Origin of the sequence: Pseudoalteromonas sp. T1lg48 (assembly GCF_002964785.1) — a bacterium.
Taxonomy (GTDB): Bacteria; Pseudomonadota; Gammaproteobacteria; order Enterobacterales; family Alteromonadaceae; genus Pseudoalteromonas.
Window position 1 is genome coordinate 611,338 of sequence record NZ_PQCC01000004.1, and the last position, 21,571, is coordinate 632,908.

Below are 21,571 nucleotides of genomic sequence, written 5' to 3' on the forward strand. Positions count from 1 at the left end.
TTATCAGTATTGCAACTGAAGAGATGGAACAGGGCTAATGAAACTTTTGCTGATTTTGATATTACTTATGACATTAGCCGCATGTCGTAATGACGAGCGCGATCAATCCCAATCGACCACGTCGGCACAAACTTACTTCACCTTAGACAATAATGGTGAAAAAATCCGCTGGCGTGGGCAAAAATTACTGCCGGGAACCCGCATCGACAACCTCAGCAATGGTGAGCCGGGGCTCGTCGGCAGAGACTTTGTCGTCACCAGCTCGGCACTGCCCTATCAGCAGCTGACACCTCAGTACACAATTACCCAGATTGCCGGTGATAACTATCGCTTAAGTGCAACCGCAACCCTGGATATGGCCGCCGAAATGGCTCGTTTAAAAGCTTTGCCCGAGCTCACCTTGGTCGAGCTGCAAATCGATTACAGCCCCATCACCGAGCTACCCCAATACTAGGCGGATTACACCCCTTTTTTGCCAGATTAGTAACGCATTGAATGTAAAAATAATTTGCTATACTAACAGTTTGATTTGCGAGCAAGACAGAAACTATGGAAGGCGCCTGGCCCCGACGCATCATTTTTTGGTTATTGCTACTTCTGGGCTACTCTTCCCAAAGCTGGGCGCAGCAGGAGCCCGACTTAAGCCAAACGCCATTACCGGAAAAACCACGGCGCTTCTTACCGGTGCCAACCATCATCACCGAGCCCGCCGTTGGTGCCGGGCTGGGCCTGGCCGGGCTATTTTTCCATGACAGCGAAAGCAATAAGGATAAGGCCACTACGGCTACTCCCATCATGCCCAGCGGCATCAGCGTGATTGGCGGCGCCTATACCAGTAATCACTCACACCTTTTCGCCCTGGGTCATCTGGCGTTTTGGCGCCAGGATACCCTGCGCTATCGCGGCGCCGTCGGTTATGGCGATATTAACCTCGACTTTTACAGCCTGGGTCAACTGCAACTGGGTGAGCCGCTAAAGCTCAACTTGCGTGGCCCGGCGCTAATACAAACCTTGAGCGCCCGTTGGCGCGACTCACATTGGTTTTTTGGTGCCAAACAACTCTATCGTCATGTCGACATCAGCCTCGCCGAGTCGCCCTTAAGCGTCTTTGAAGGGCGTTGGATTGATGAAATCAATCACATTCTTGAGCAAATAGAGATAGAGAACAACACCTCTGGCTTGGGCCTGGTTGCCGAATACGATTCCACGGATAGCCCCTTTAACCCCGAGCTCGGTTACAACTACAATCTGGAATATATGGTCTTTGATAGTGCCCTTGGCAGTGATAGCGACTACCACAGCTATGTGTTTAGCGCCCTAAACTACTGGCATTTAGGCAATAGAGCGCGAGTTGCCTTGCGCCTGGACTATGAAGGGGTAAGCAATCAGGGCGCTGGCAATTTACCCGTCTATGTGCTGCCCTATATCGACCTACGGGGTATTGCCAAGTCACGCTACCAGGGTGAAGATATAGTCGTTGCCGAACTTGAGCTCGGTTATCACCTCAACGATCGCTGGAAGGTTATTGCCTTTAACGGCATAGGCCGTGCCGCCAATGGATGGGATAAGATGTCTTCGGCAAGCAGCAAAACCACATTTGGCACCGGATTTCGCTACCTGGTCTCACCACGTTATGGCTTTCGCATGGGCATAGATGTCGCCCATGGCCCAGAAGAAAACGCGATATATATTCAAGCCGGCAGCAATTGGTAGGCTGTGGCAATAACAACTTAAATGCCCTATTTGCAGTAAGGGACTTTGCTAGTAAGGATAGAAAAATGAAATACGCTTTGTTGACCCTGTGCACACTCCCCTTATGCAATGGTGTTTTAGCCAAAGAGCAAGACGTCGCCGATATGTCGGATCCGCTGGCGATCTACACCCAGGTTGGCGGCGGCGCCACAGACAAAGGCGTTAATTTTAAACTGGGTCAAGCCTACGACACGGGTGATGACGCTACCGCCGCCCAGTTTGTAGTGGAGGCCAAGGGCCTACTCGGCGATACCTTGGGCTGGCGCTCTGAACGCCATACCACACAGTCCCTCGACTCACTGCGTTTTCGTAACTTTGCCGTTACCCTGCAAAGCCTGCGCGCCACCCAGCTTGATGTGAACTATAACTTTCGCGCCAACCTGGTTGCCGATGAAAGCGCCGACATTTCCTACTCTCTTATCCAAGCCCTGCCACCTAAGGGAGCGTTCAACTTTTATCCCCTGGCGGGGGTTGGCGCCTCAATCGGTAAAGATGAGCGCCAAAGCGATGGCAGCATAGACGATGGTTACTCGTTAATGGGCAGCTACGGCCTGATCGGCATGTATGCAAAGGTTAATTTAAACGACAAGATCTGGCTCAACTACAACCCTTTTTGGCTGACAACCCTCACCGGTTCGAGTACCTACAAGGACAATTATTACGGCCTCAATGAGCGTAACATTTTGACCCATGAGTTTGCCGCTAGTTACCAGATCACCCCGCGCCTGAACGTGCGCTACTTTGCCAACTGGAACGAAAACGTCGATATTTTCGATGGCGATCACCGCATCGAATTCAATTACCAGCTCTAACGTCCAGATTAGCATTGCACTGGCGCGTCTTGCAGGATAAGTTATTGAATAATTGTCCATATTCTGGTCTTTAAGCGCTCGAAGGGCATAAAGCCAGTATGAAAGTGAGGGAATAGTATTGCCATGTACTTGGGTATATTAAGGAAAGTCGCACGGATATTGACGCCATTACTTCTGCTCAGTGCCCTTAGCAATACCCAGGCATCAGAGCAGCAGTGCCAAAGCTGCCATCAGGAACAGGTTGCCGACTGGCAGGCCTCCCACCATTATCGGGCCATGAACCCGGCCAGCGCCGAGTTTGTCCTCGGCGCTTTTGATGGGCAGCGTATTGCCTTTGAGCAGCAGATGCTTACTCCCAGCAAGGAAGGGGATGATTTTGTGCTGTACCGTGAATACCCGGACGGCAGCAAAGAGAGTGAAAAGATTCACTACACCTTCGGTTATCAGCCATTGCAACAATACCTGGTCGCCGATGAGCGTGGAGGCTATCAGTTTATCCCCTTGGCGTGGGACAGCAGGGCCAAGGAAGAAGGTGGCCAACGCTGGTTTATCTTGCATCCGCAACAGCGCAGCATGGATGAGTTTCATCACACACAAATGGGACAAAACTGGAACCATATGTGTGCCGACTGCCACAGCACCGACTTTAAAAAGCAATTTTCCTCCCAATCGAATCGCTTCGCCTCAACCTATAAAGCCATCAATGTCAGTTGCGCCGCCTGCCATGGCGATAGTGAGCAACACCTGCAATGGGCCGAGGGCGATAAGAACATAGCACACCAGGGATTTAGTAAAGACATTGGCACTCAGATAGCACTCTTTAGCCGCGATGCCGATGGCTCCCTGTTACCTCAAGGGGAAGTCAAACAGACCGCACAGATCGCTCAGTGTGCCACCTGTCATGCGCGGCGTTCGCAACTGGGCGATCGCAACAATCAGGCGGAGCTATTGGATACCTTTAAGCCCGCCCTTATTACATCGCAGCTTTATCATGTGGATGGGCAAATCCTTGACGAGGATTATGTTTGGGGCTCCTTTTTACAAAGCAAGATGTACGCCGCCGGCGTCACCTGCAGTAACTGCCATAACCCTCACTCGGGCAAACTAAAGCTGGACGGCAACCAAACCTGCACCCAGTGCCATGACAGCAGTCAATATCAAAGCACAGAGCATCATGGCCATCCGCTTGGCAGCACCGGCAGCCAGTGCGTCGACTGCCACATGCCCAGCACCACCTATATGCAGGTTGATCCCCGCCGCGATCACAGCCTGCGCGTACCGCGCCCAGATCTCAGTGTACAAACCCAGGCCCCAAATGCATGTAACGGCTGCCATGAGGACAAAACCCCGCAATGGGCCATGAACGCCATTAAAACCTGGCACCCAGACTCTAACTACTTGGGCAAAAGCCATTTTTCTCAGGCATTTTATGCCGCCGACCAAGGCCTACCAACGGCGTCTCAATTGCTGACCCGTATCGCTCAAAGCAGTGAGTATACAGATATTATCCGCGCCTCGGCTCTGGCGCGTATGGCCCGTTACCCGGATAAAAACACCCTGGTCGCCATCAGCCGAGCAGTTAGGGATGAAGAGCCGTTAAAGCGTTTGGGGGCCATCGAGGCCGCAAGGGGATTTCCATTGCCACAGCGCTATACCCTGCTAAAAACCTTGTTGGCTGATCCGCGTCTGGCTATTCGCACCGGTGCAGCCCGTGCGTTGGCGGCGATGTTGGTGGTACCCTTTCCAAATAACTTACAGGATGCGCCCAGAGCCGAGTTGGCAAAAGCGCTGGAGGAATACCGACAAACGGAGCGTTACAATAGCGAGCGCGCCAGTAGCCATACCAATTTAGGTAACCTGGCCTTGGAGCTGGAGCAAATTAAAGTGGCGCGCCAACACTATGAACAAGCCATTGCGGTGGAACCCATTTATATCCCCGCCTACGTCAATCTCGCGGATCTATATCGGCGCCAAGGCGATGAAGGCAAGGTACGGGCGGTACTCACACAAGCATTACAGCAGGATGCCAACAATGCCGATGTGCATTACGCTCTGGCCATGAGTTGGGTGAGAGAGAAAAACAGACCCAAGGCCAAAGAGCATCTTGCACTCGCCGCCCAATATGGCAGCGTAAATCATATCTACACTTACGGCTTGCTCCTGAACGAAATGGGTGAGACTCAGGGCGCTTTAACACAGTTAGCACGGGCCTTCGCCCTTGATAGCAATAACGCGGATCTGTGTTACACCCTGGTACAAATTCACATAAACGAGCAAAACTACCGCCAGGCTCTGCGCTATGCCACCCGGCTACAAGAGCTGGTGCCACGAGATCCTCAAATAGCGGCACTGGTAGAAAAGCTCACCCTGATGCAGTCGGTCACGCCCTAGCTGACTGCTCATAAAAATAAGGAGACAAGAGTGGCGCTAAAAATCCCACCTTTGGTTCTGATGCTGCTCGCTGCACTCATAATGTGGCTGGCCGCTATTCTGACTCCGGGTTTGACCTTCCAGCTTTGGGGGCGCTTTGGTTTTGCCTTGGCCTTGATGCTTATCGGCGCTGTCGTTGCCGCTCTAGGCGTGCTGCAATTTCGCCTGGCCCAAACCACCGTCGATCCACGCTACCCACAGCAATCGGCACGCCTGGTAAGCGGCGGTATTTATAGAATCAGTCGCAACCCCATGTACCTGGGATTCTTACTTATGTTGAGTGGGTGGGCGCTCTGGCTTGCCAACCTAGCGGCAATCCCTGTTTTGCCCTTGTTTGTTATCTACCTCAACCGTTTTCAAATACGGCCGGAAGAACATTTTTTACGGCAAAAGTTTGAGGAGGAATACAAGCGCTATTGCCTCCGAGTGCGGCGCTGGCTTTAATTAGCAGATAGCCTCACTCAGCAATCTTGCCGAGTGAGGCAAATAGACTAGCGATTAGTCGATGCCGATTTAGCCTTACTGATGGCCTCGTTAATATTAAGCGAGGCCGCCTCTTGGCGTGGCGGGAATTTTTCAAAAGTCTTGATATGTTCAGTCAACAAGGCAATAGCTGGCTGGAATACCCAACTTTTCTTCATGATCTGATGGAAACCGGTGACCCCATCATAGTGCTCCATGGGATCCTTACGCAGGTTAAATAACTTGGGCATGGTGTGCGTTACCAGGTCTTCATAATAACGACCGCCAGGTTTAGAGGCAAAGTGCATCTTCCAAGGGCCAACACGTACCGCGGTCAACTGCGACTCGTAATAGTAGAAAAAGTGGTTACGCGCCGACTTTTCAGTCTTGCCACGCCAATACGCGAGGTTATTTTCACCATCGATATAGACATTAAATTCCTTTTCCATGGCTTTACGCAGGTTTTTCTCGCCCACCGCCGCGGCTATGGTAGGAAACACATCTTCATGAGAAGAAATACCATTGAGCTTTAACCCCGCCGGGATCGACTTGGGCCAGCGCACCATAAAGGGCACGCGCACACCGCCTTCCCAGGTGGTCATTTTCTCACCGCGGAACTTAGTAGTACCGGCATCGGGCCAGGAGCTTTGCTCGGGGCCATTATCCGTGGTGTAGATCACTATGGTGTTGTCGGCAATCTTAAGCTCATCGAGCTTATCCAAGAGCTGACCCACATGACCATCATGCTCGATTAAACCACTGCCGAACACATCTTCTTCCGAGCTGATCTGCGTGGCCAGATGGCGGCTTTCTGGTTTAAGGTGGGTATACACATGCATGCGACTGGGCGCATGCCAGATAAAGAAGGGTTTATCCGCTTTAACCGCCCGCTCCATAAAATCGAGACTGCGAGCGAGCACCTCTTCGTCGAATGTTTCCATGCGCTTGCGCGTTAGCGGCCCGGTATCTGTAATGCGACCATCGGCATAGGCCTCGATGACGCCACGCGGACCGAACTTTTTCTTAAATTCTTTGCCCTTTGGATAGTCTTCCTGCTCTGGCTCTTCGGAAACATTGAGGTGATAGAGGTTACCGAAGAACTCATCAAAGCCATGACGGGTAGGTAAATGCTCATCCAGATCGCCTAAATGGTTTTTACCAAACTGCGCCGTCATATAGCCGCGCTCTTTTAAGAACTCGGCCATGGTCGGATCCGCTTCTTTAATGCCCAGCGGGTTACCCGGCTGCCCGACCGTAGTCAAGCCGGTGCGCACCGGCAGCTGACCCATTAAAAACGCCGCACGTCCGGCGGTACAACTGGGCTGGGCATAGTGATCGGTAAACAGCGCGCCTTCGTTGGCGATGCGGTCGATATTGGGGGTGTTGTAGGTCATGCCGTGTGAGTATGCGCTGAGCGACACCTGGGCAACATCGTCGACCATAATGGCGAGTACATTAGGATCATCTTTCGCATTTACCGCAAGCGATAACAATCCTGCCATCACACCTATCAATGGCAATTTCATAACTTCTCCTTGATTATTAGCAAGATAAAAATAGGTTTAAAAAATGATTGAGTAATTAATTATTAAACCCTAGTAACTATAGACGATGGTTGAAAAATAACGGTGATTTCTCAAAAGCGGGACACTTTTTATGATTAAAATCAATCAAGAAGATAAGGCGTTCATAAATCAACCTTTTCCTTGTTGTAGTAGTAGGAACTGCTATAAATAATGTGGACTCATATAATTTCAAGGAGAGAGCTATGTTACGTTTCGCAGTATTTATATCCTGCCTGTTAACCTGTATTCCCAGTTTTTCCGCCGACAAGCCCAATATTTTGGTGATATGGGGCGATGACGTCGGCATGTGGAACATCAGCGCCTATCACCGCGGTATGATGGGTGGAACCACTCCCAATATTGATCGCATTGCCAATGAAGGCATGATGTTTATGGATCATTACGCGCAAGCTTCTTGTACGGCAGGTCGTGCTGCGTTCATTCTCGGCCAATACCCTATTCGTACAGGTTTGAGTACTGTGGGCCTACCCGGCGCTAAAGAAGGTATTCAAACTTCCGATCCAAGTTTAGCGACTATGCTTAAAGCACAAGGCTACACTACGGGTCAGTTCGGTAAGAACCACTTGGGTGACCGTGACGAGCACTTACCAACCAACCACGGTTTTGATGAGTTTTACGGCATTCTTTATCACCTTAATGCCGGTGAATATACTGAACAATATGACTACCCTAAAGACAAAGCAACCCAAGAGAAAGTTGGTTTACCTCCTTTACGTGGCATCGTCCATTCAAAAGCACTGGGTAATGGCAAACAAGAAATCAAAGACCTGGGCCCATTTGGACAAGAAGTACAACGCAATATCGATGAAGACGTACTCAAGGAATCAAAGCGCTTCATTCGCGATGCGGTTAAGTCCGACACGCCATTTTTTGTTTGGCACAACACCACCCGCATGCACTATCGCACCAACCTCAACGAATATTATGAAGGCCGCAGTGGCTACGGTATTTATGCGGACGGCATGATGGAGTTAGATGATGATGTAGGTGAGTTACTCAACCTGCTTGACGAACTCAAAGTGGCTGATAACACCATCGTCATGTTCTCAACAGACAATGGTGCAGCATCAAACTCCTGGCCTGATGGCGGCAACCAACCATTCCATGGTGAAAAAGGTGTGGGTGGCTGGGAAGGCGGATTCCGTGTGCCTATGCTGGTTAAATGGCCTGGTCACATTCCGGCTGATGTTAGCACTGGCGAATTCATGACGATGGAAGACTGGATGCCAACTATCATGTCATGGGTCGGTGAGAAAAACCTTAAAGAAGAACTACTTAAAGGTAAAAAAATTAACGGCCGTAAGTACAAAGTACACCTGGACGGGTACGACCAAAGTGAATTATTGCTAAATAATGGTAAAACGAAACGTAAAGACTTCTACTACTTTACCGAAGCAACCTTCCACGGTTTACGCTATAGCGACTGGAAACTACTGTTCACAGAGCAAAATCATTGGTTCCGCGCAACACAAGAGGCGCTCACATCACCTTACTTGATTAACCTTAAGCTTGACCCGTTCGAGCGCTTCACTGAAGCACGTGGTTATGATGAGTGGGCGGAAAACCGTACTTGGATTATGGGCCCTGCGGGACTGCAAATTAGCAAGTTCGTAGAGACATTTAAAGAATTTCCACCAACTCAGAAGAGCATGAGCTTGCAAGTAGATGACGTCAGCAAGTTTATTAATAACCAGGCTATCAGCCGCTAGTCATGGATCGCAGGCAGGGTTCATCCCCTGCCTGATATAGAGCGATAAAGCACACTGGATTGCGACAGCCAAATAAATCACTTGCTTTATCTATTTTACATGGGTATATTATCGGATTGCCCGCTCATCCTCAGTTAGTGGGCAATGCACATCTTAAAATGTGCGCGTGTGATGCCTTTCCTTGATCCAGTCAGTCCCATCCCGAAATTTATAACGCCTTAAAAGTCTGACAAAGATTAACCGGGTGCTGCCTTTTTGTAACAGCAGTAAACCCCAATGCCGCGTAATTGACGCCGCTTTCCAGACGATAATAAGGCAATTTTAATGCGCCCTATGGCGCCAAGAAATGAGTTTTATTATGTCCTATTTATATAACAATCAACGTATTGAAATTACCCTGCCGATAGCGGGTATTTCTATTAACAAACGCCGTATGGCCATTAGTCACCATCAAGGTAAAAGCTTTATCGAGTTTGCAAATAACGCCGATATGCAAGGCTTTATGCAATGGCTAAAGGGCCAGGCCTAAAACCAAAAAAGGGAGCGTTTAGCTCCTTTTTTTATGCCTTAAAACCCCGGGGCAAACCTGATTGCGGTTAACTGTCACCGCGCACATTCAAAAATGGTAAAACCTCCCTGCACGCCGCCCCTTATCTGAGCGCCTTAAACGCGTTACACTCATACTCGTGTTTATAGCAAGGCGATCAGTAGCCATGAATTACCTCGCCCATCTGTATTTAGCTCAGCCCAATGCCGATTCCCATTTTGGCAACCTGCTCGGCGACTTCCGCCGCGGTCTGGTGCATCAACAATGGCCCAAAGCGGTACAATTAGGTTTAGAGAATCATTTATTGGTGGACAGATTCACCGATCAGCATAGCAGTGTGCGCTGTGCCGTTTCCTTGTTTTCGCCACAACGGCGGCGCTTTGCGCCGGTAGCGCTGGATGTGCTGTTTGATCATCTGCTGATCCGTCACTGGCAAGACTTTACCAGCACCGAATTTGACGAGTTTTGCCGGCAAAGTTACCAGCTTCTCAACACCCGTAGCGACCTGATGCCAGCGCGCATGCGACATGTGGTGGGGAAAATGTCCGAACAAGACTGGTTTGCTACCTATGCCGAGCTCGATGGCGTTGCTCTGGCACTGGATAGGATCGCTACCCGGATCCGTTTTCGCAATGACTTTGCCGGCGCAATCGAAGATATAGAGCGCCATTTCGATGCCTTTGAAGCACATTTTTTAGCTTTCTTCCCCGAGCTTATCACCCATGTGCAGACCCATAATATTGAGCTTGCTAGCATGGATGCAAACGCCTCGCCCACGCCATTGAAATTAACGGACATAAAATAGCCGCTCACGGAGCCAAATTTTCAGGGCTGCAAGGCTTAGTGTTAACAGGAAAAAAACGATAGAGATGAAGAGGGTAAAGGGCGTCAGTCGAGTTACTAAGGGCTTTATTGCTTTCTTTTAGCAATTACAATTTTTATGCTCAAAGCAAATTAGGGAGTGAAGCTTTTGAAAAGCTTTAATAAAAAACGAGAGGTAAAATAGTGGTAAAGAGGAAAGGTAAACGGGTGGAGCGAGGGCGCCCCACCTGGATATGCCAGCTAATTAGATAGCTGTAACGTCAGAAGCTTGAGGGCCTTTAGCACCTTCTTCAACGTTAAATTCAACTTGCTGACCTTCTTGAAGGGTACGGAAACCGCCTTCAGCAACGATAGCACGGAAGTGTACAAACACGTCTTTGCCGCCATCAGTTGGAGTAATAAAACCAAAGCCTTTTGCTTCGTCGAACCATTTAACTGTACCAGTTGTTTTAGACATAGTGTCTCCAAAATATTTAAATTAAATAATGTGTTGCGTTGCAACATCAGAATTGCCGAACTAAGTACTAGCTAACACGAGTGGCTTACGCTGCATAAATTCGGGTGGAACACTAACTGGGTAGAACACACGAAGAACTGAAGTACAAAAGCAAAATCGAATCTGGGTAGAACTCATCAGACGCGAGCATCCTAACACAAGGGGGCGAGATCACCTAAGCTTTAAGTCATTTTTTTGTATATTTTTTATTCGTTGAGATGAAAATCCGCCTTGCTGCCTACAAACCGCACCTCAGAACCGCATTTATTATTAATCTAGGATCAATGTGTTACAGTACTATTTGTACAAAATTTGGGTTGCAGGATCGTATTGGCTTTCTCTCGCCCGAGCTACTTTTACCTAATCCATCTAGCTAATAATTAATTTTGAGTGTCAGGATGACTAAATTTAGTGCCTTTTTATTGCTGTTTATCTCCCTTAGCCTCAATGCCAAAGTCGCTTATGTGACTTGGGTGACTATCGGGTCGAATACGAATTGCGAGGCGACTCTAAAGCCATCTTGCTGCTGGAGGCCGGTGGCTCGGCCGGCCTAGAAGACTGGAACCCCATCTATGACCAGCTCGCCAGCGAGTACCGCACCCTGCGCTATTCGCGTATTGGCAACGGCGGTTCCACCGCGGTGCGCAAAAATTACAGCTCAGAAGAATACGCCGGCGAGGCGCTGGCACTGCTTGATGCCCTGAACATTGATGGTCCGATTATTTATATCGCCCATTCCTATGGTGCCTATATTGCCCGCACCTTCGCCGCTCGGTATCCAGAAAAAGTAGCGGCGCTGATGTTGATTGAGCCGGCGTCCGAACATGATGTGGATATTATGCGCCAGATCGATTTAGCCAAGGCGGAGCAGGAAATAGCCCAGGTAAAGCGTGATGATATGAAAAACGGTATGTCGAATCAGTATCTCGACTTTTGGGCCAAACGTCCCTTACCCGATCACCCGGAGATAGCCGATATTCCGGTGACCGTGATCGCCTCGATTAAGCGCTATGAAAATCCGCCGCTGTTATTTTTTACCGATAAGGCCAGAAAAATGTGGGGCGAACTGCACAGAGATTGGGCTTTGACCTTCCCGCAAGGGAAAATCGTCCTCACGGATAAAAGCTATCATTTTCCGCAAAGGGATGAACCCGAGATGGTGCTAAAGGAAATTAAGGCGCTGGTTCAGCGCACCACAAAGTCAAAATAGGTGTTGGGATAGGGCTGGGGTTTTAAAGAAAAGTGCCACCACTCCAGGGAGTAAGGAGCAAAACCCTGGGCCATCATTAAATCCCGCAACAAGTAACGATTTTTTCGCTGTGCGTCATTAATACGTGGGTCGTCCGTATTCGACAGGGTATCGAACATATCAAAGGGCGAGCCCATATCCAGCTCTTGGCCGTTGCTACTGTCCACCAGGGTCAGATCGACCGTGGCACCACGACTGTGGCCGGACTGAGCCGCAATATAGCCCCCCAATAATTTATCTTTGCTTAAATTCGGATAGTACTCAGCCTTGGTGTTGGTATCGGTATCATCCTTAACCCAACGCACAAAATGATCCACCGCACGCTGCGGTCGATAACAATCAAACACCTTAAGAGTAAGGCCTCGTTCACGTGCCGCCTGTTGCACACGCACCAAAGCGTCGGCCGCACGGCGCTGCAAAATGCACTTAGGGGCTTGATAACCCGTTACTTGAGTGCCGACAAAATTATTGCTGCCAAAGTAGCGAATTTCTTTTTCGATGCTGGAGTCCAAATCACCAATGGCAATAAAGTCCTCGGGCAAGGTGCTACTGGCAGCCGCACTTGCATTCGCGCCGAAAAAAGCACTAAAGAATAACGAGGCGAGGTAAAAGGAAGTCCGCTTTTTCATGATATTAGGGCCTAATCGCACGTGAGCTTTAAAAATAACATACCCTAATTAAAAAGCTGGATAAAGGGCGGTAGAACCCGCTTTTATCGCAGGCATAAAAAATGCCGCTTACTTAAGTAAGCGGCATTAAGCTGTTAACTAGATTGGGTTAGTTAAGCTTTTTTACGGCGTAACCAGGCTAGCGGGCTAAGTAGTAACAACCAGGCTAGTGAACCTGAGCTTGATTTCTTAACTTCTGGCTCTGGAGTTACTGTGATTTGCTCAGCAGTGATAGTTACTACTACTTCACGTGTAGTTACCATTTCGCCATCGCTTACGCTCACAGTGAAGGTATGCTCACCTTCGCTCAGACCAGTTACATTGGTAACCGCTGAGTTTGGAGACTCAATCGTACCAGGGCCTGCCCATTCGAATGTGATTTCGTCACCATCAACGTCCATTGAAGCACTCGCATCAAGCGTCACTGTGTTGCCTTCCGTCGCTGAGATAGCAGTTTGTGCTACTTCGGCTGTTGGTGCATCGTTTACATTCTCAACGGTCAGAATGAATGTTGTGCTCACAGCATCAGATGGGTTCTCAATATCAGCAACTTTTACGGTTACTTCAATCTCACCAGAGAAGTCTTGAGCCGGAGTGATTGTCACAGTGTTACCATCCACTTCTGCGGCCATGTTGTCGCCACTGACGATAACTTCATTCGCTGAGTTAAGCTCGTCGATGTAGGTCACGTCAAAGGTAATTGACTCTTCTTCATTTGTAGTCATATCGTCTAGCTCAACAACGGTGATGTTGCTAGGCACAGACAGAGTGTGTGACTTAACCATGGTTTCCATGCCATCCACTTCGATTGTTGCAGTGAACTCCATATCACGACCTGCAGACGCAGTGGTGATATCGGCCCAGGCCGTTACTTCGAACTGTGATGACTCAGGACCAACATAGTCCATACAGATAACCATGTCGTCTTTAACCACTTCATCAACTTCGTTGAAGTTAACTTGCTTACCAAGGTACGCTTCAAGAGGACCACGCGAGTATGATTGACCCTTGTATCCTTGAATACCGATACTACCGCGGGTATCCGTTGAACCGAAATCAATGTTGTCATAGGCCAAATAGATTTCGTGTTGGTTATCACCGAAGCGAGTAAATGGTGTGAAAATCACTTCGAAATCGAATGAGTTATCACGTTTTGTCCACTCATAAGTACGCGTTGTACGGTCATAGACTGGGTTACCGTAGTCGGCGGCGTTATCCCACTCGATGATTGCCCATGTACCTGTAGTCGCCAGAGTAATACCCTCTTGAGAACTCAAGCCAACACTCATAATGTCATTCGGGAAACCTGGGAACCAGCCACGCCATAGCGCACCAATACTCTCATACGGGAATGATTGGTATGGGAACGGCATACCAAATGGAGTGAAGTGACGTGTTGGGCCAAATGACACTTTACCGTTACCATGTATGGACATAGTGCCATAGCTTATGTTCGCTGCTTCTGCATTGTTGTAAAGGTGTACATCTTCGATACCGTTAAACAATGCGTTCACTGGTAGCGTATAACCACGGTCATAGGTGATCGCGTTGTTTTCATCAAAACCAGACAGAAGTGGCGTTAAACCAAATCTTGAAAGGTCAACGTACCCGCCCGGATTTGAACCGCCGAAGTTTGGTGTACGACAGAACTCGTCAGTCACATTGTTCGTCACAATGTAATCAGGCGTTACATCACGGGTGTCTTCCTGAGTACCAGAGATGATCAGTTTGCCATCGGCTACTTCAATATTAACGTCACCGCGTGAGCTCAATACGCTGTGCTCACTGATATTCAAGCCTTCAGGGATATCAGCTGTGAAGGTGAACTCACGATCCATACCCGTATTGTTTGGTAATACCTCGAAGGTGAACGGTACTTTATCACCAATTTTCGCTTTTTGTTGCGGCACATCCAGGTGCACTCGGTCTACGCCACGCTCTAGTTTGAACGGGATAGAGCCCAGGTTACCGTGGTTCACTTCAGACGTACCTACATCGATGGTGCTGTAGAATACATCATCTTGCTCCATGTCCATGTTCCAGGCGATGTTCATATCAACCTTGTTGATACCATCACTGGCAGGCAATGAAGCGGTGATTGAAGAATCAACCTGGTCGCTAACAACAGCCACGGCATATTCAAAGGTCTCTTCAGTGCCTTCATAGCCATTGTCACGGTGGTTATACAGCATGTACCAGTATTCGCCCGCTTCCGGGTTATTGATGTTACAGAAGTTATCGTAAATTACGTGGTTAGATACACACAGAATTTCATCCTGCGGCTGAATAATACCATCGCCATTGTAGTCTTTACCCACGTAAATACCCGGGTTACCTATGGTCAAGGTACCTTCAAACTCTGAGTCAACCACATCCAGCACTTCAACAATTAAGCGCTTCGAATTTGGAGCAACGGTCACAAAACCTGTGTGCACTGCTTCATCAATGATGTCTTCCTCTGCAGGCACCGATGTACGGTTCATGGCCCAAGGGAATGTCCAATCATCATCTTTAGCAATAGTGGCAGTTTGAACTTCGGCTTTAACAGGCTTGTATGCACGTGCTACAGGGCTGTCTACCAAAGGAACAGTAATACCTTTAGCCACATAGGTGTCGTTGTTCGCATGCGCAACGGCATTTAGACGTGCAGGCAAGTCACCACGGTCATATTTGAATGCCATTGGCCAATGCGCGTCTGGAATACCTTCTTCCTGTGCCTGGAAGATAAGGTTAGTGTGCAGCTCAACTTCTGAGTTAGAGAACCAATCCTGGGTATCCATGACCGACGCTTTAACCACGATAGTTTGTGTTTCGCCGGCTTTCAGTGAGAAGGTCTCTGGGATGATTTCAATGTCCACACCATTTTGCGCTGCTTGCTGACGCATATCAAACGCCCAGTTCACCACGTCTTCGTGGCTTACCGTCCAGGTACCGTCTTTGGTTGCTTTAACCGTACGTACCCACTGACACTCAGGAGCACACGAGAAGTTAACCAGGTTAGGCATGTTCAACTGGTGCGGCGTACCGCCATTGTATGGGTCGGCTGCAAGGAAGTTCTCAGCAGACTCATCCATGATAAGGCCTGATTTAACCGCGTTGGCAACGTTAATACGACCAGTACCGGCACGGTAGATCTGTGCTTTGTCAGACTGGCTACCTTCTTGGTTTAGACGCCAGTATTGTACTTCATTGTCAGATGTCATCATCAGCGCCGATTGTACCTCGGCCGCCGTCCACTCTGGGTTTGCTTGGCGGATCAAGGCCATGGCACCGGCTACATGAGGAGAAGCCATCGACGTACCACTCATCAAGGCATAGTCTTGACCGAAAGGTGTTGATACAAATGGATGCTCATCCGAAGCTGCGGCATAGATATCTACGCCCGGAGCAGCAAGAGTAGGCGCCAGGATTTCAACGTTCGAGTATGAAGGACCACGAGACGAGAATTTTGCCAACCAGTCGGCATCTTCTTCGTTTATGCGACGCTCGATAACCGTTGGTTTAATGGTGATCATATGACCCATTTCACTGAAGCTATCTACCCAGTCTTCCAGGCCATCGTCTGGATACACACCATTCCACTGGTCATAGGTGAAGTGCACACCAGGCAGTGAGTAGCTTTGCGGCACTGTGCCTTGGTTACGGTCGCGGTTGTACATGATAAATGCGTCAGCACCACCGGCTTGAACGTTTTCTACTTTGGCAGTACGCGCATTGGCGTTTGGATCTTGTGGATGGTGACGCTGACAGATTACGATAACGTTTGTAGAACCGTCTGCTGCACCAGGAATAGCCGTACCGTCTTTAAAGAAGTCAAAGGTGCCAGCCGGGTATTCCGATTCACAATAACCATTAAAGTCTTTTTCACCATTGATATCGGCATAGTCTTTCGCCCAAACTACCACACCGGTTACTTCTTCTTGGTTGATTGAACCACCAACAAGGCCCATATCTGCCCAGCTTGGTACTTCCGAGCCCAGTGCTGGGTCGATAAAGCCAGCGTATTCAACGGCGGTATCGATAGCCACGGTACGACCGTGTGTCGTTGCCGCTACCTGAGCCAACCAAGGCGACGAGTTATCAAGGTAACCCAGACACTCAGAGCCACCACAGACGCCTGTGCCCGAGTTACCCGCTGCCGCGGCAACGTTGATACCCGCTTCACGCGCTGATAGGAAGGCTAGTTGAACTGGGTCGGCCCATACGTTTGAGTCGGCACCACCGATTGAGAAGTTGATAACATCAACGCCGTCGGAGATAGCATCTTCGATACCAGCAACAAGTGCTTCGCCAGGACAACCGCGGTAGCCACTTTCATTTGACGAGTGACACACTTGATAAGAGATGATGTTGGCGTGTGGGGCCACACCCGAAATTTCAGGGAATAACGCCTCAGCAAGTACAACACCATCTTGGTTCTCACCTGTACCAGCTAGCATATAAGGCACGTCTTTTACTACGTTACCCGCAGCCGTTGAAGCTACGTGTGAACCGTGACCCTGATAATCTTCGCCAATAGCTGGCCAACCTGGGATCATTGCTGCGTAGGTATCTGTGATCACGTCGTATGAACGCACACCAATTAGCTTGTCATTACATTGGATATGCTCTGCATCTTCAACACAGTCACCTACGTATTGACCCGCACCCCATGGGTTGGTGTGGTCGTAACCGTCACCGCCGATATCGGCGAATGAAGGGTGGTCTGAGTTAATACCGGTATCGATAATACCGATGATTTGACCTTCCCCCTTGTGCTTTACTCCCGTAGGAGAAGCCATGCCAGACCAAACCTGATCCGCTGCAATTTGCTTAGGACCTTGATCTGAAAGTAAATCGTAATGTTTAGAACGCATAACCGAGGCAACACTGCCCAGGTTAGCAATGCGCGCCGCTTCCTGCTCAGTCATTTTCACCGAGAAGCCATTGATAGCTTTAGTGAATTGACGACGCATTTCGGTGCGGCCGGTTACCGCCGTTACTTCTTGCATCACGCTTTGTTGCTTAGAACGCAATTGACGCTCATAAGTGACGACCGCTTTAGAAGTCGGTTGACCACGTTCGAATAGTTTACCCGTGTTGTCACCGATTGAACGCGTTAGCGCTGAATTGGGATCATTTGCCGCAACGGCTACAGACGCATCGCGCAGGCGCACGATATAGATATGTTCACCTTCAATGTTTTCCTTAACAAACTTACTTCCATGCGCGTTTAGTTGTACGTTTACGCCTTGTACATCGGCACTGTTCAAGCCTTGAGTATTTAGTTCTTGTTGTAGTGCTTGAACGCCTTCAAGGGTAAGGCTAGGTGCTTTAAGTTTATTTTCTGCGCTGACCGAATGGTCATTAGCATTAACGGCGGCATACAAAGATGTAGCGCTAAACAGTGCCACACCAACCGCTGTTGCGATGGTTGATTTTTTCATGATGGACCCTAACTTAGTAAGTAATTAAGTTGTAATTTCGAACCAGCCGAAATTTTTTAACAGCCCGATTCAATCACATTAACAACAGCAATCACCAACAACTCTGTGTACACTTTTGTACAGTATCAACACAAAATAAAAACACCCCATTAACATTGAAAACAGCGAAAAACCTAACACGGGAGTAATGTAGCAATTTGTACAGGAAATCCTGTTAACAATATGAGAACACTATAAAAATCATAAACATACGGAGTTTACAATGTTTTACCCGCCGATTCGTGCTTTGCCAAAACCCTAACACTGCGCTAACGTGGCTTGCGTAATATCGACAAATAATTAAGATTCAGTTAATACAGAGAAGGAACACAACTGAAACATGAATAAACATATCGCCCTTGCGTGTACATTATTTTCCGCCTCGGTACTGTGCCAGGATGCGCCCAGTGAGTCGGCGCAATATATTGAGGTAGGTACATTAGAGGCGTCTATCACCGTGGGATATGGTGGCATCGAAAACCCGATTCGGGGAGCAGATCACGTCACTTCTGTTCTTCTTCCGCACCTGGCTTATTATGGTGAGAAGTGGTATTTCGACGACTTTGCTCTGGGTTACAGCCTGCACCAGGACCAATCCTGGTACGTCGATATTATTGGCTCATTTAACGAAGACGGCTTTTTCTTCGAGCTCGACGGCATAGATAAGCTCTTTGCCACCTCGGCGGTACGCAACTCGCCGCGCCCAGGAAGACCCAATGCCACGCCAATCAATCTGACGCCGATAGAGCGCAGCCTGGCCTACGAAGGAGGTCTGGCACTCGGTTACAGCGCCAAAAACTGGGGCCTTGAACTTAGCACCCTGCATGATATCAGTAGCGTACATAATGGCTTGGAAAACAAATTTATTGCTTATTACAGTCAGGATTTGCTCGGTGGTCAGTTCATTGCCGAGGCCGGACTCACTCATAAAAGCACCGAGCTAATAGAATATTACTACCGCGTCCATCCGGGTGAAGCATTGTCACGCATCCCCCGCTACAAATTAAGTAGCGCACTTAATTACCATGTAAAACTGGAGTACAAATATCGTCTAAGTGAGCAATTTAGTGCTATGCTAAATATCTCAAACACTTGGATTGACAGTGACTTAAGTGATACACCTATGTTTGATCGAGACCAGTATATGACTGGCTTTACCGGGATTACTTTTGAGTTTTAGCAGTACTAACATCTTATGCTAGTTAATTACTTTGTCGCCCTATCTATGCTACCCGCATCCATGCAATCTGCTGTGGAGGGTACCCTTCAGGTATCTCCTCACACCTGCATCGGCGAGCTGCAAGCCGCCAGTTGCACCATGGAAATCCATGTCAATGCGGCGTCGGCTTTGGCGGAGCAACTGTGTATCAGTATTGCTCTGCCAAAGCGACAATATGAATGTTTTAACGGCAACAGGGTGTCGGTGACCTATCGAGTCACGCTTGAAGCCACCACCACTATCACTCTCACCGATCAATCCGGAATGGTACTGGCAGAACAAAAACTCGAGGTGGGGAAACTCGCCTCAAAAAACTATCGCGTAAGAAGACGTTTTGGTTGGGGTATTTAACATTGACGCACCAGGTTCTACTTATAGAAGACGACAAGGAGTTAGCCAGCCTAATTAGTCGTTACTTAAGCAAAAATGGACTTGATGTAAGCATAGTAAATAGTATCGCCGCCTTTAAGGCCTGCTTCGACCAACTACAGCCGGATATCATTCTCTGCGATGTAATGCTACCAGATGGCAATGGCTTCGAGCTCTTTCCCCTGCTCAAAAAGCATTTTAGCTGCCCGGTGCTCTTTTTAACGGCCTTAGACTCGGATCGCTCACAAATAAAAGGGCTTAACCTGGGTGCCAACGATTATTTGATCAAGCCTATTCGCCCGGAATTATTACTCGCACGCATCAACAACAGCCTGCGTATCAGCGGCAAAGGCGAAGCCACCAAGGCCATAGGCCCATTAAAATTAGATACCACGCATCGTCAACTCCAGTATCAACAGCATCAGCTCAACCTTAATGACGATGAAATCCGACTCTTTACCCTGTTTATCCAAAACTATCCCACGCCTTTGTCACGGGAGACCTTGTTTAAGGAAATCATCGGCCGAGAATACGACGGCCTAGATCGCGCCGCCGATCTTAAAGTGAGCCGTTTGCGCCGCAAAATTCGCGATCATGGCATTGAAGGGCTAGACATTATCTCTATTCGCGGCGAAGGCTACCTGCTTCAAGTACCGACCGAGCACGATGCGTAAGCAGTTTTTTCGCCTCTACGTATTTATCATTGTTAGTGTTATCGCAGCACTGATCGCCTTTGGGCAAATCTATCAAAACTATGTATTTGAACAATCCCCCAGCATTGCCCTGCCGGTAAGCCAATGGCCAGCGCTGATCGATAATAAGGGCGATAGCCTGGTCAGTTTAAATCGACACGATCTCGCCCTGCCTCCAACCTTGGCACAGCAGCTTAACAAGCAGAAAATGCTGACGGTGGTCCAAAGTGAGGGCAATTTTGTTTATGTCCTTGGTAGCGGCGATAAGGCCGACACAGTGTATCGCATCGGACCTATTACCGTGGCGCCGCCGCCGGATGAACATAGCATCTATTTTTTGTTGGTCTATAGCGCCATTGCACTTCTGGTGATGTCATTTATCTGGCCGGTATTCAAAGACTTAGCCGAGCTAAAACGCGCCTCTCGACGCTTCGCCAGAGAAAAGAAAGCCTTCACCGCCAAGGTCAAGCCCAGCTCTACCGTCTATCCCTTGGCGCAAACCCTGAGCGAGATGTCGGAGCGCATCAGTAAGTTTATTCAACTACACGAAGATTTATCGCGGATCATCTCTCACGAAATCCGCACACCGCTGTCACGAATGCGCTTTGTCCTTTCCTTGCATAGCGATCTTGATGAAGAAATTCAACACACCATGCAACGCAATATCGACGAAATCGAAAACCGTCTTTGTCAATATTTGGATTTTGCCCGGGTCGAGTATTTAACTCAGCCCCTGCAATTACAGGCGCTTGATGCAAAAGAGTTTATCAATCAAGAAGCGAGTAAAAATCAGCTCTTTACCGATGTCAATATCGAGACCCAGGTGGCCTTGGACAAGCTCTATTGTGAACCTAATAGCTTTGCAATTCTGGTTCAGAATCTGCTCTTTAATGGCGTTAAATATGCCCAACATCAAGTGGTATTAAGGCTTCATCAACAAGAGCAAATGCAGGTGCTGGAAGTCTATGACGACGGCCCTGGCCTGCCCAACGACGCCGACTTATTGTTAGCGCCCTTCTCGTCTTCCAAAGACAGTGCGGTTGCCAGCGGTTACGGTCTCGGTCTTTATATCGTCGAGCGTATATGCTTATGGCATGGCGGCCAGTTATCCTTGGGTAACCATCCGCAGACAGGTGGAGCTCATATTCGCATCTGCTGGCCGCGACAGCTCTAACACCTGAAACCCACTCCATATCAAGCCACCTTCCCCCCTCAGCACTGATGCAAAAAACTGAATAGCCTTATACCCAGCGCCTCCGTTTAAGATGGTTTTTCAACCTGCATTTACCTTAT

The 21,571-nt window shown here is 48.8% G+C and carries 17 protein-coding genes; 13 read left to right on the top strand and 4 right to left on the bottom strand.

Annotation, left to right across the window (positions count from 1 at the left end):
- Nucleotides 1–37: 37 nt before the first annotated feature.
- The 5 genes from C2M29_RS08145 to C2M29_RS08165 all read left to right on the top strand — a co-directional run bounded on the left by C2M29_RS08145 (nucleotide 38) and on the right by C2M29_RS08165 (nucleotide 5,438).
- Nucleotides 38–454, top strand: coding sequence for a hypothetical protein (locus tag C2M29_RS08145; RefSeq protein WP_105189275.1), 417 nt, complete (start codon nucleotides 38–40; stop codon nucleotides 452–454).
- Nucleotides 455–549: 95 nt separating this feature from the next.
- A complete protein-coding gene (locus tag C2M29_RS08150) occupies nucleotides 550–1,713 on the top strand; it encodes a BamA/TamA family outer membrane protein (protein ID WP_105189276.1) in 1,164 nt (387 codons plus the stop codon).
- A gap of 65 nt (nucleotides 1,714–1,778) precedes the next feature.
- Nucleotides 1,779–2,564: a hypothetical protein gene (locus C2M29_RS08155; RefSeq protein ID WP_105189277.1), complete on the top strand. Its 786-nt coding sequence runs from the start codon at nucleotides 1,779–1,781 to the stop codon at nucleotides 2,562–2,564.
- Between the two features lie 159 nt (nucleotides 2,565–2,723).
- Nucleotides 2,724–4,955: a tetratricopeptide repeat protein gene (locus C2M29_RS08160; protein ID WP_233998383.1), complete on the top strand. Its 2,232-nt coding sequence runs from the start codon at nucleotides 2,724–2,726 to the stop codon at nucleotides 4,953–4,955.
- Nucleotides 4,956–4,985: 30 nt separating this feature from the next.
- Nucleotides 4,986–5,438, top strand: a complete 453-nt coding sequence (locus C2M29_RS08165; protein WP_233998384.1) for a methyltransferase family protein — start codon at nucleotides 4,986–4,988, stop codon at nucleotides 5,436–5,438.
- 47 nt (nucleotides 5,439–5,485) lie between these two features.
- Here C2M29_RS08165 and C2M29_RS08170 read toward each other — a convergent pair whose 3' ends face one another.
- Nucleotides 5,486–6,982 (bottom strand): arylsulfatase, encoded by a 1,497-nt coding sequence (locus C2M29_RS08170; protein ID WP_105189279.1) that lies wholly within the window; start codon nucleotides 6,980–6,982, stop codon nucleotides 5,486–5,488.
- Between the two features lie 242 nt (nucleotides 6,983–7,224).
- Here C2M29_RS08170 and C2M29_RS08175 point away from each other — a divergent pair, with 242 nt between their 5' ends.
- The 3 genes from C2M29_RS08175 to C2M29_RS08185 all read left to right on the top strand — a co-directional run bounded on the left by C2M29_RS08175 (nucleotide 7,225) and on the right by C2M29_RS08185 (nucleotide 10,103).
- Nucleotides 7,225–8,751: an arylsulfatase gene (locus C2M29_RS08175; RefSeq protein ID WP_105189280.1), complete on the top strand. Its 1,527-nt coding sequence runs from the start codon at nucleotides 7,225–7,227 to the stop codon at nucleotides 8,749–8,751.
- Between the two features lie 358 nt (nucleotides 8,752–9,109).
- Nucleotides 9,110–9,280, top strand: a complete 171-nt coding sequence (locus C2M29_RS08180; protein ID WP_158684685.1) for a hypothetical protein — start codon at nucleotides 9,110–9,112, stop codon at nucleotides 9,278–9,280.
- A gap of 184 nt (nucleotides 9,281–9,464) precedes the next feature.
- Nucleotides 9,465–10,103: an acyl carrier protein phosphodiesterase gene (locus C2M29_RS08185; RefSeq protein ID WP_105189282.1), complete on the top strand. Its 639-nt coding sequence runs from the start codon at nucleotides 9,465–9,467 to the stop codon at nucleotides 10,101–10,103.
- Nucleotides 10,104–10,364: 261 nt separating this feature from the next.
- Here C2M29_RS08185 and cspE read toward each other — a convergent pair whose 3' ends face one another.
- Complete coding sequence (gene cspE, locus C2M29_RS08190; RefSeq protein ID WP_105189283.1) at nucleotides 10,365–10,577, bottom strand: transcription antiterminator/RNA stability regulator CspE; 213 nt, start codon at nucleotides 10,575–10,577, stop codon at nucleotides 10,365–10,367.
- A gap of 508 nt (nucleotides 10,578–11,085) precedes the next feature.
- Between cspE and C2M29_RS08195 the strand changes: the two genes are divergently transcribed.
- The gene (locus C2M29_RS08195) at nucleotides 11,086–11,826 is read left to right on the top strand and encodes an alpha/beta fold hydrolase (RefSeq protein WP_199774870.1); all 741 of its coding nucleotides are present in this window, start codon (nucleotides 11,086–11,088) and stop codon (nucleotides 11,824–11,826) included.
- On the opposite strand, the gene C2M29_RS08200 is transcribed toward C2M29_RS08195, so the two are convergent.
- Together C2M29_RS08200 and C2M29_RS08205 are read right to left on the bottom strand one after the other, a co-directional pair.
- Nucleotides 11,802–12,494: a M15 family metallopeptidase gene (locus C2M29_RS08200; RefSeq protein ID WP_105189284.1), complete on the bottom strand. Its 693-nt coding sequence runs from the start codon at nucleotides 12,492–12,494 to the stop codon at nucleotides 11,802–11,804. The genes C2M29_RS08195 and C2M29_RS08200 overlap by 25 nt on opposite strands.
- Nucleotides 12,495–12,646: 152 nt before the next feature.
- On the bottom strand, nucleotides 12,647–17,959 hold the full coding sequence (locus C2M29_RS08205) for a S8 family serine peptidase (protein ID WP_105189285.1): 5,313 nt from the start codon (nucleotides 17,957–17,959) through the stop codon (nucleotides 12,647–12,649).
- A gap of 379 nt (nucleotides 17,960–18,338) precedes the next feature.
- On the opposite strand from C2M29_RS08205, the gene C2M29_RS08210 reads away from it, so the two are divergent.
- Genes C2M29_RS08210 through C2M29_RS08225 form a run of 4 tightly spaced genes read left to right on the top strand, consistent with a single transcriptional unit; the run spans nucleotide 18,339 to nucleotide 21,452 of the window.
- Nucleotides 18,339–19,178 carry a MipA/OmpV family protein gene (locus C2M29_RS08210; RefSeq protein ID WP_105189286.1) on the top strand — a complete coding sequence of 280 codons (840 nt, stop codon included), beginning with the start codon at nucleotides 18,339–18,341 and terminating at the stop codon, nucleotides 19,176–19,178.
- A gap of 15 nt (nucleotides 19,179–19,193) precedes the next feature.
- The gene (locus C2M29_RS08215; RefSeq protein ID WP_105189287.1) at nucleotides 19,194–19,568 is read left to right on the top strand and encodes a DUF3019 domain-containing protein; all 375 of its coding nucleotides are present in this window, start codon (nucleotides 19,194–19,196) and stop codon (nucleotides 19,566–19,568) included.
- 2 nt (nucleotides 19,569–19,570) lie between these two features.
- Nucleotides 19,571–20,260 (top strand): response regulator transcription factor, encoded by a 690-nt coding sequence (locus tag C2M29_RS08220; protein WP_158684686.1) that lies wholly within the window; start codon nucleotides 19,571–19,573, stop codon nucleotides 20,258–20,260.
- A complete protein-coding gene (locus C2M29_RS08225) occupies nucleotides 20,253–21,452 on the top strand; it encodes an ATP-binding protein (protein ID WP_105189289.1) in 1,200 nt (399 codons plus the stop codon). The genes C2M29_RS08220 and C2M29_RS08225 overlap by 8 nt, the downstream gene beginning before the upstream one ends.
- The last annotated feature ends 119 nt before the right edge of the window (nucleotides 21,453–21,571 follow it).

Excerpts from the sequence above, each read along its gene's own strand:
- C2M29_RS08145 (WP_105189275.1), top strand. The coding sequence starts at position 38 with ATGAAACTTTTGCTGATTTTGATATTACTTATGACATTAGCCGCATGT.
- C2M29_RS08150 (WP_105189276.1), top strand. The coding sequence starts at position 550 with ATGGAAGGCGCCTGGCCCCGACGCATCATTTTTTGGTTATTGCTACTT.
- C2M29_RS08180 (WP_158684685.1), top strand. The coding sequence starts at position 9,110 with ATGTCCTATTTATATAACAATCAACGTATTGAAATTACCCTGCCGATA.
- C2M29_RS08215 (WP_105189287.1), top strand. The coding sequence starts at position 19,194 with ATGCTAGTTAATTACTTTGTCGCCCTATCTATGCTACCCGCATCCATG.
- C2M29_RS08170 (WP_105189279.1), bottom strand. The coding sequence starts at position 6,982 with ATGAAATTGCCATTGATAGGTGTGATGGCAGGATTGTTATCGCTTGCG.
- C2M29_RS08210 (WP_105189286.1), top strand. The coding sequence starts at position 18,339 with ATGAATAAACATATCGCCCTTGCGTGTACATTATTTTCCGCCTCGGTA.
- C2M29_RS08155 (WP_105189277.1), top strand. The coding sequence starts at position 1,779 with ATGAAATACGCTTTGTTGACCCTGTGCACACTCCCCTTATGCAATGGT.
- C2M29_RS08205 (WP_105189285.1), bottom strand. The coding sequence starts at position 17,959 with ATGAAAAAATCAACCATCGCAACAGCGGTTGGTGTGGCACTGTTTAGC.
- C2M29_RS08225 (WP_105189289.1), top strand. The coding sequence starts at position 20,253 with ATGCGTAAGCAGTTTTTTCGCCTCTACGTATTTATCATTGTTAGTGTT.
- C2M29_RS08175 (WP_105189280.1), top strand. The coding sequence starts at position 7,225 with ATGTTACGTTTCGCAGTATTTATATCCTGCCTGTTAACCTGTATTCCC.
- cspE (WP_105189283.1), bottom strand. The coding sequence starts at position 10,577 with ATGTCTAAAACAACTGGTACAGTTAAATGGTTCGACGAAGCAAAAGGC.
- C2M29_RS08185 (WP_105189282.1), top strand. The coding sequence starts at position 9,465 with ATGAATTACCTCGCCCATCTGTATTTAGCTCAGCCCAATGCCGATTCC.
- C2M29_RS08200 (WP_105189284.1), bottom strand. The coding sequence starts at position 12,494 with ATGAAAAAGCGGACTTCCTTTTACCTCGCCTCGTTATTCTTTAGTGCT.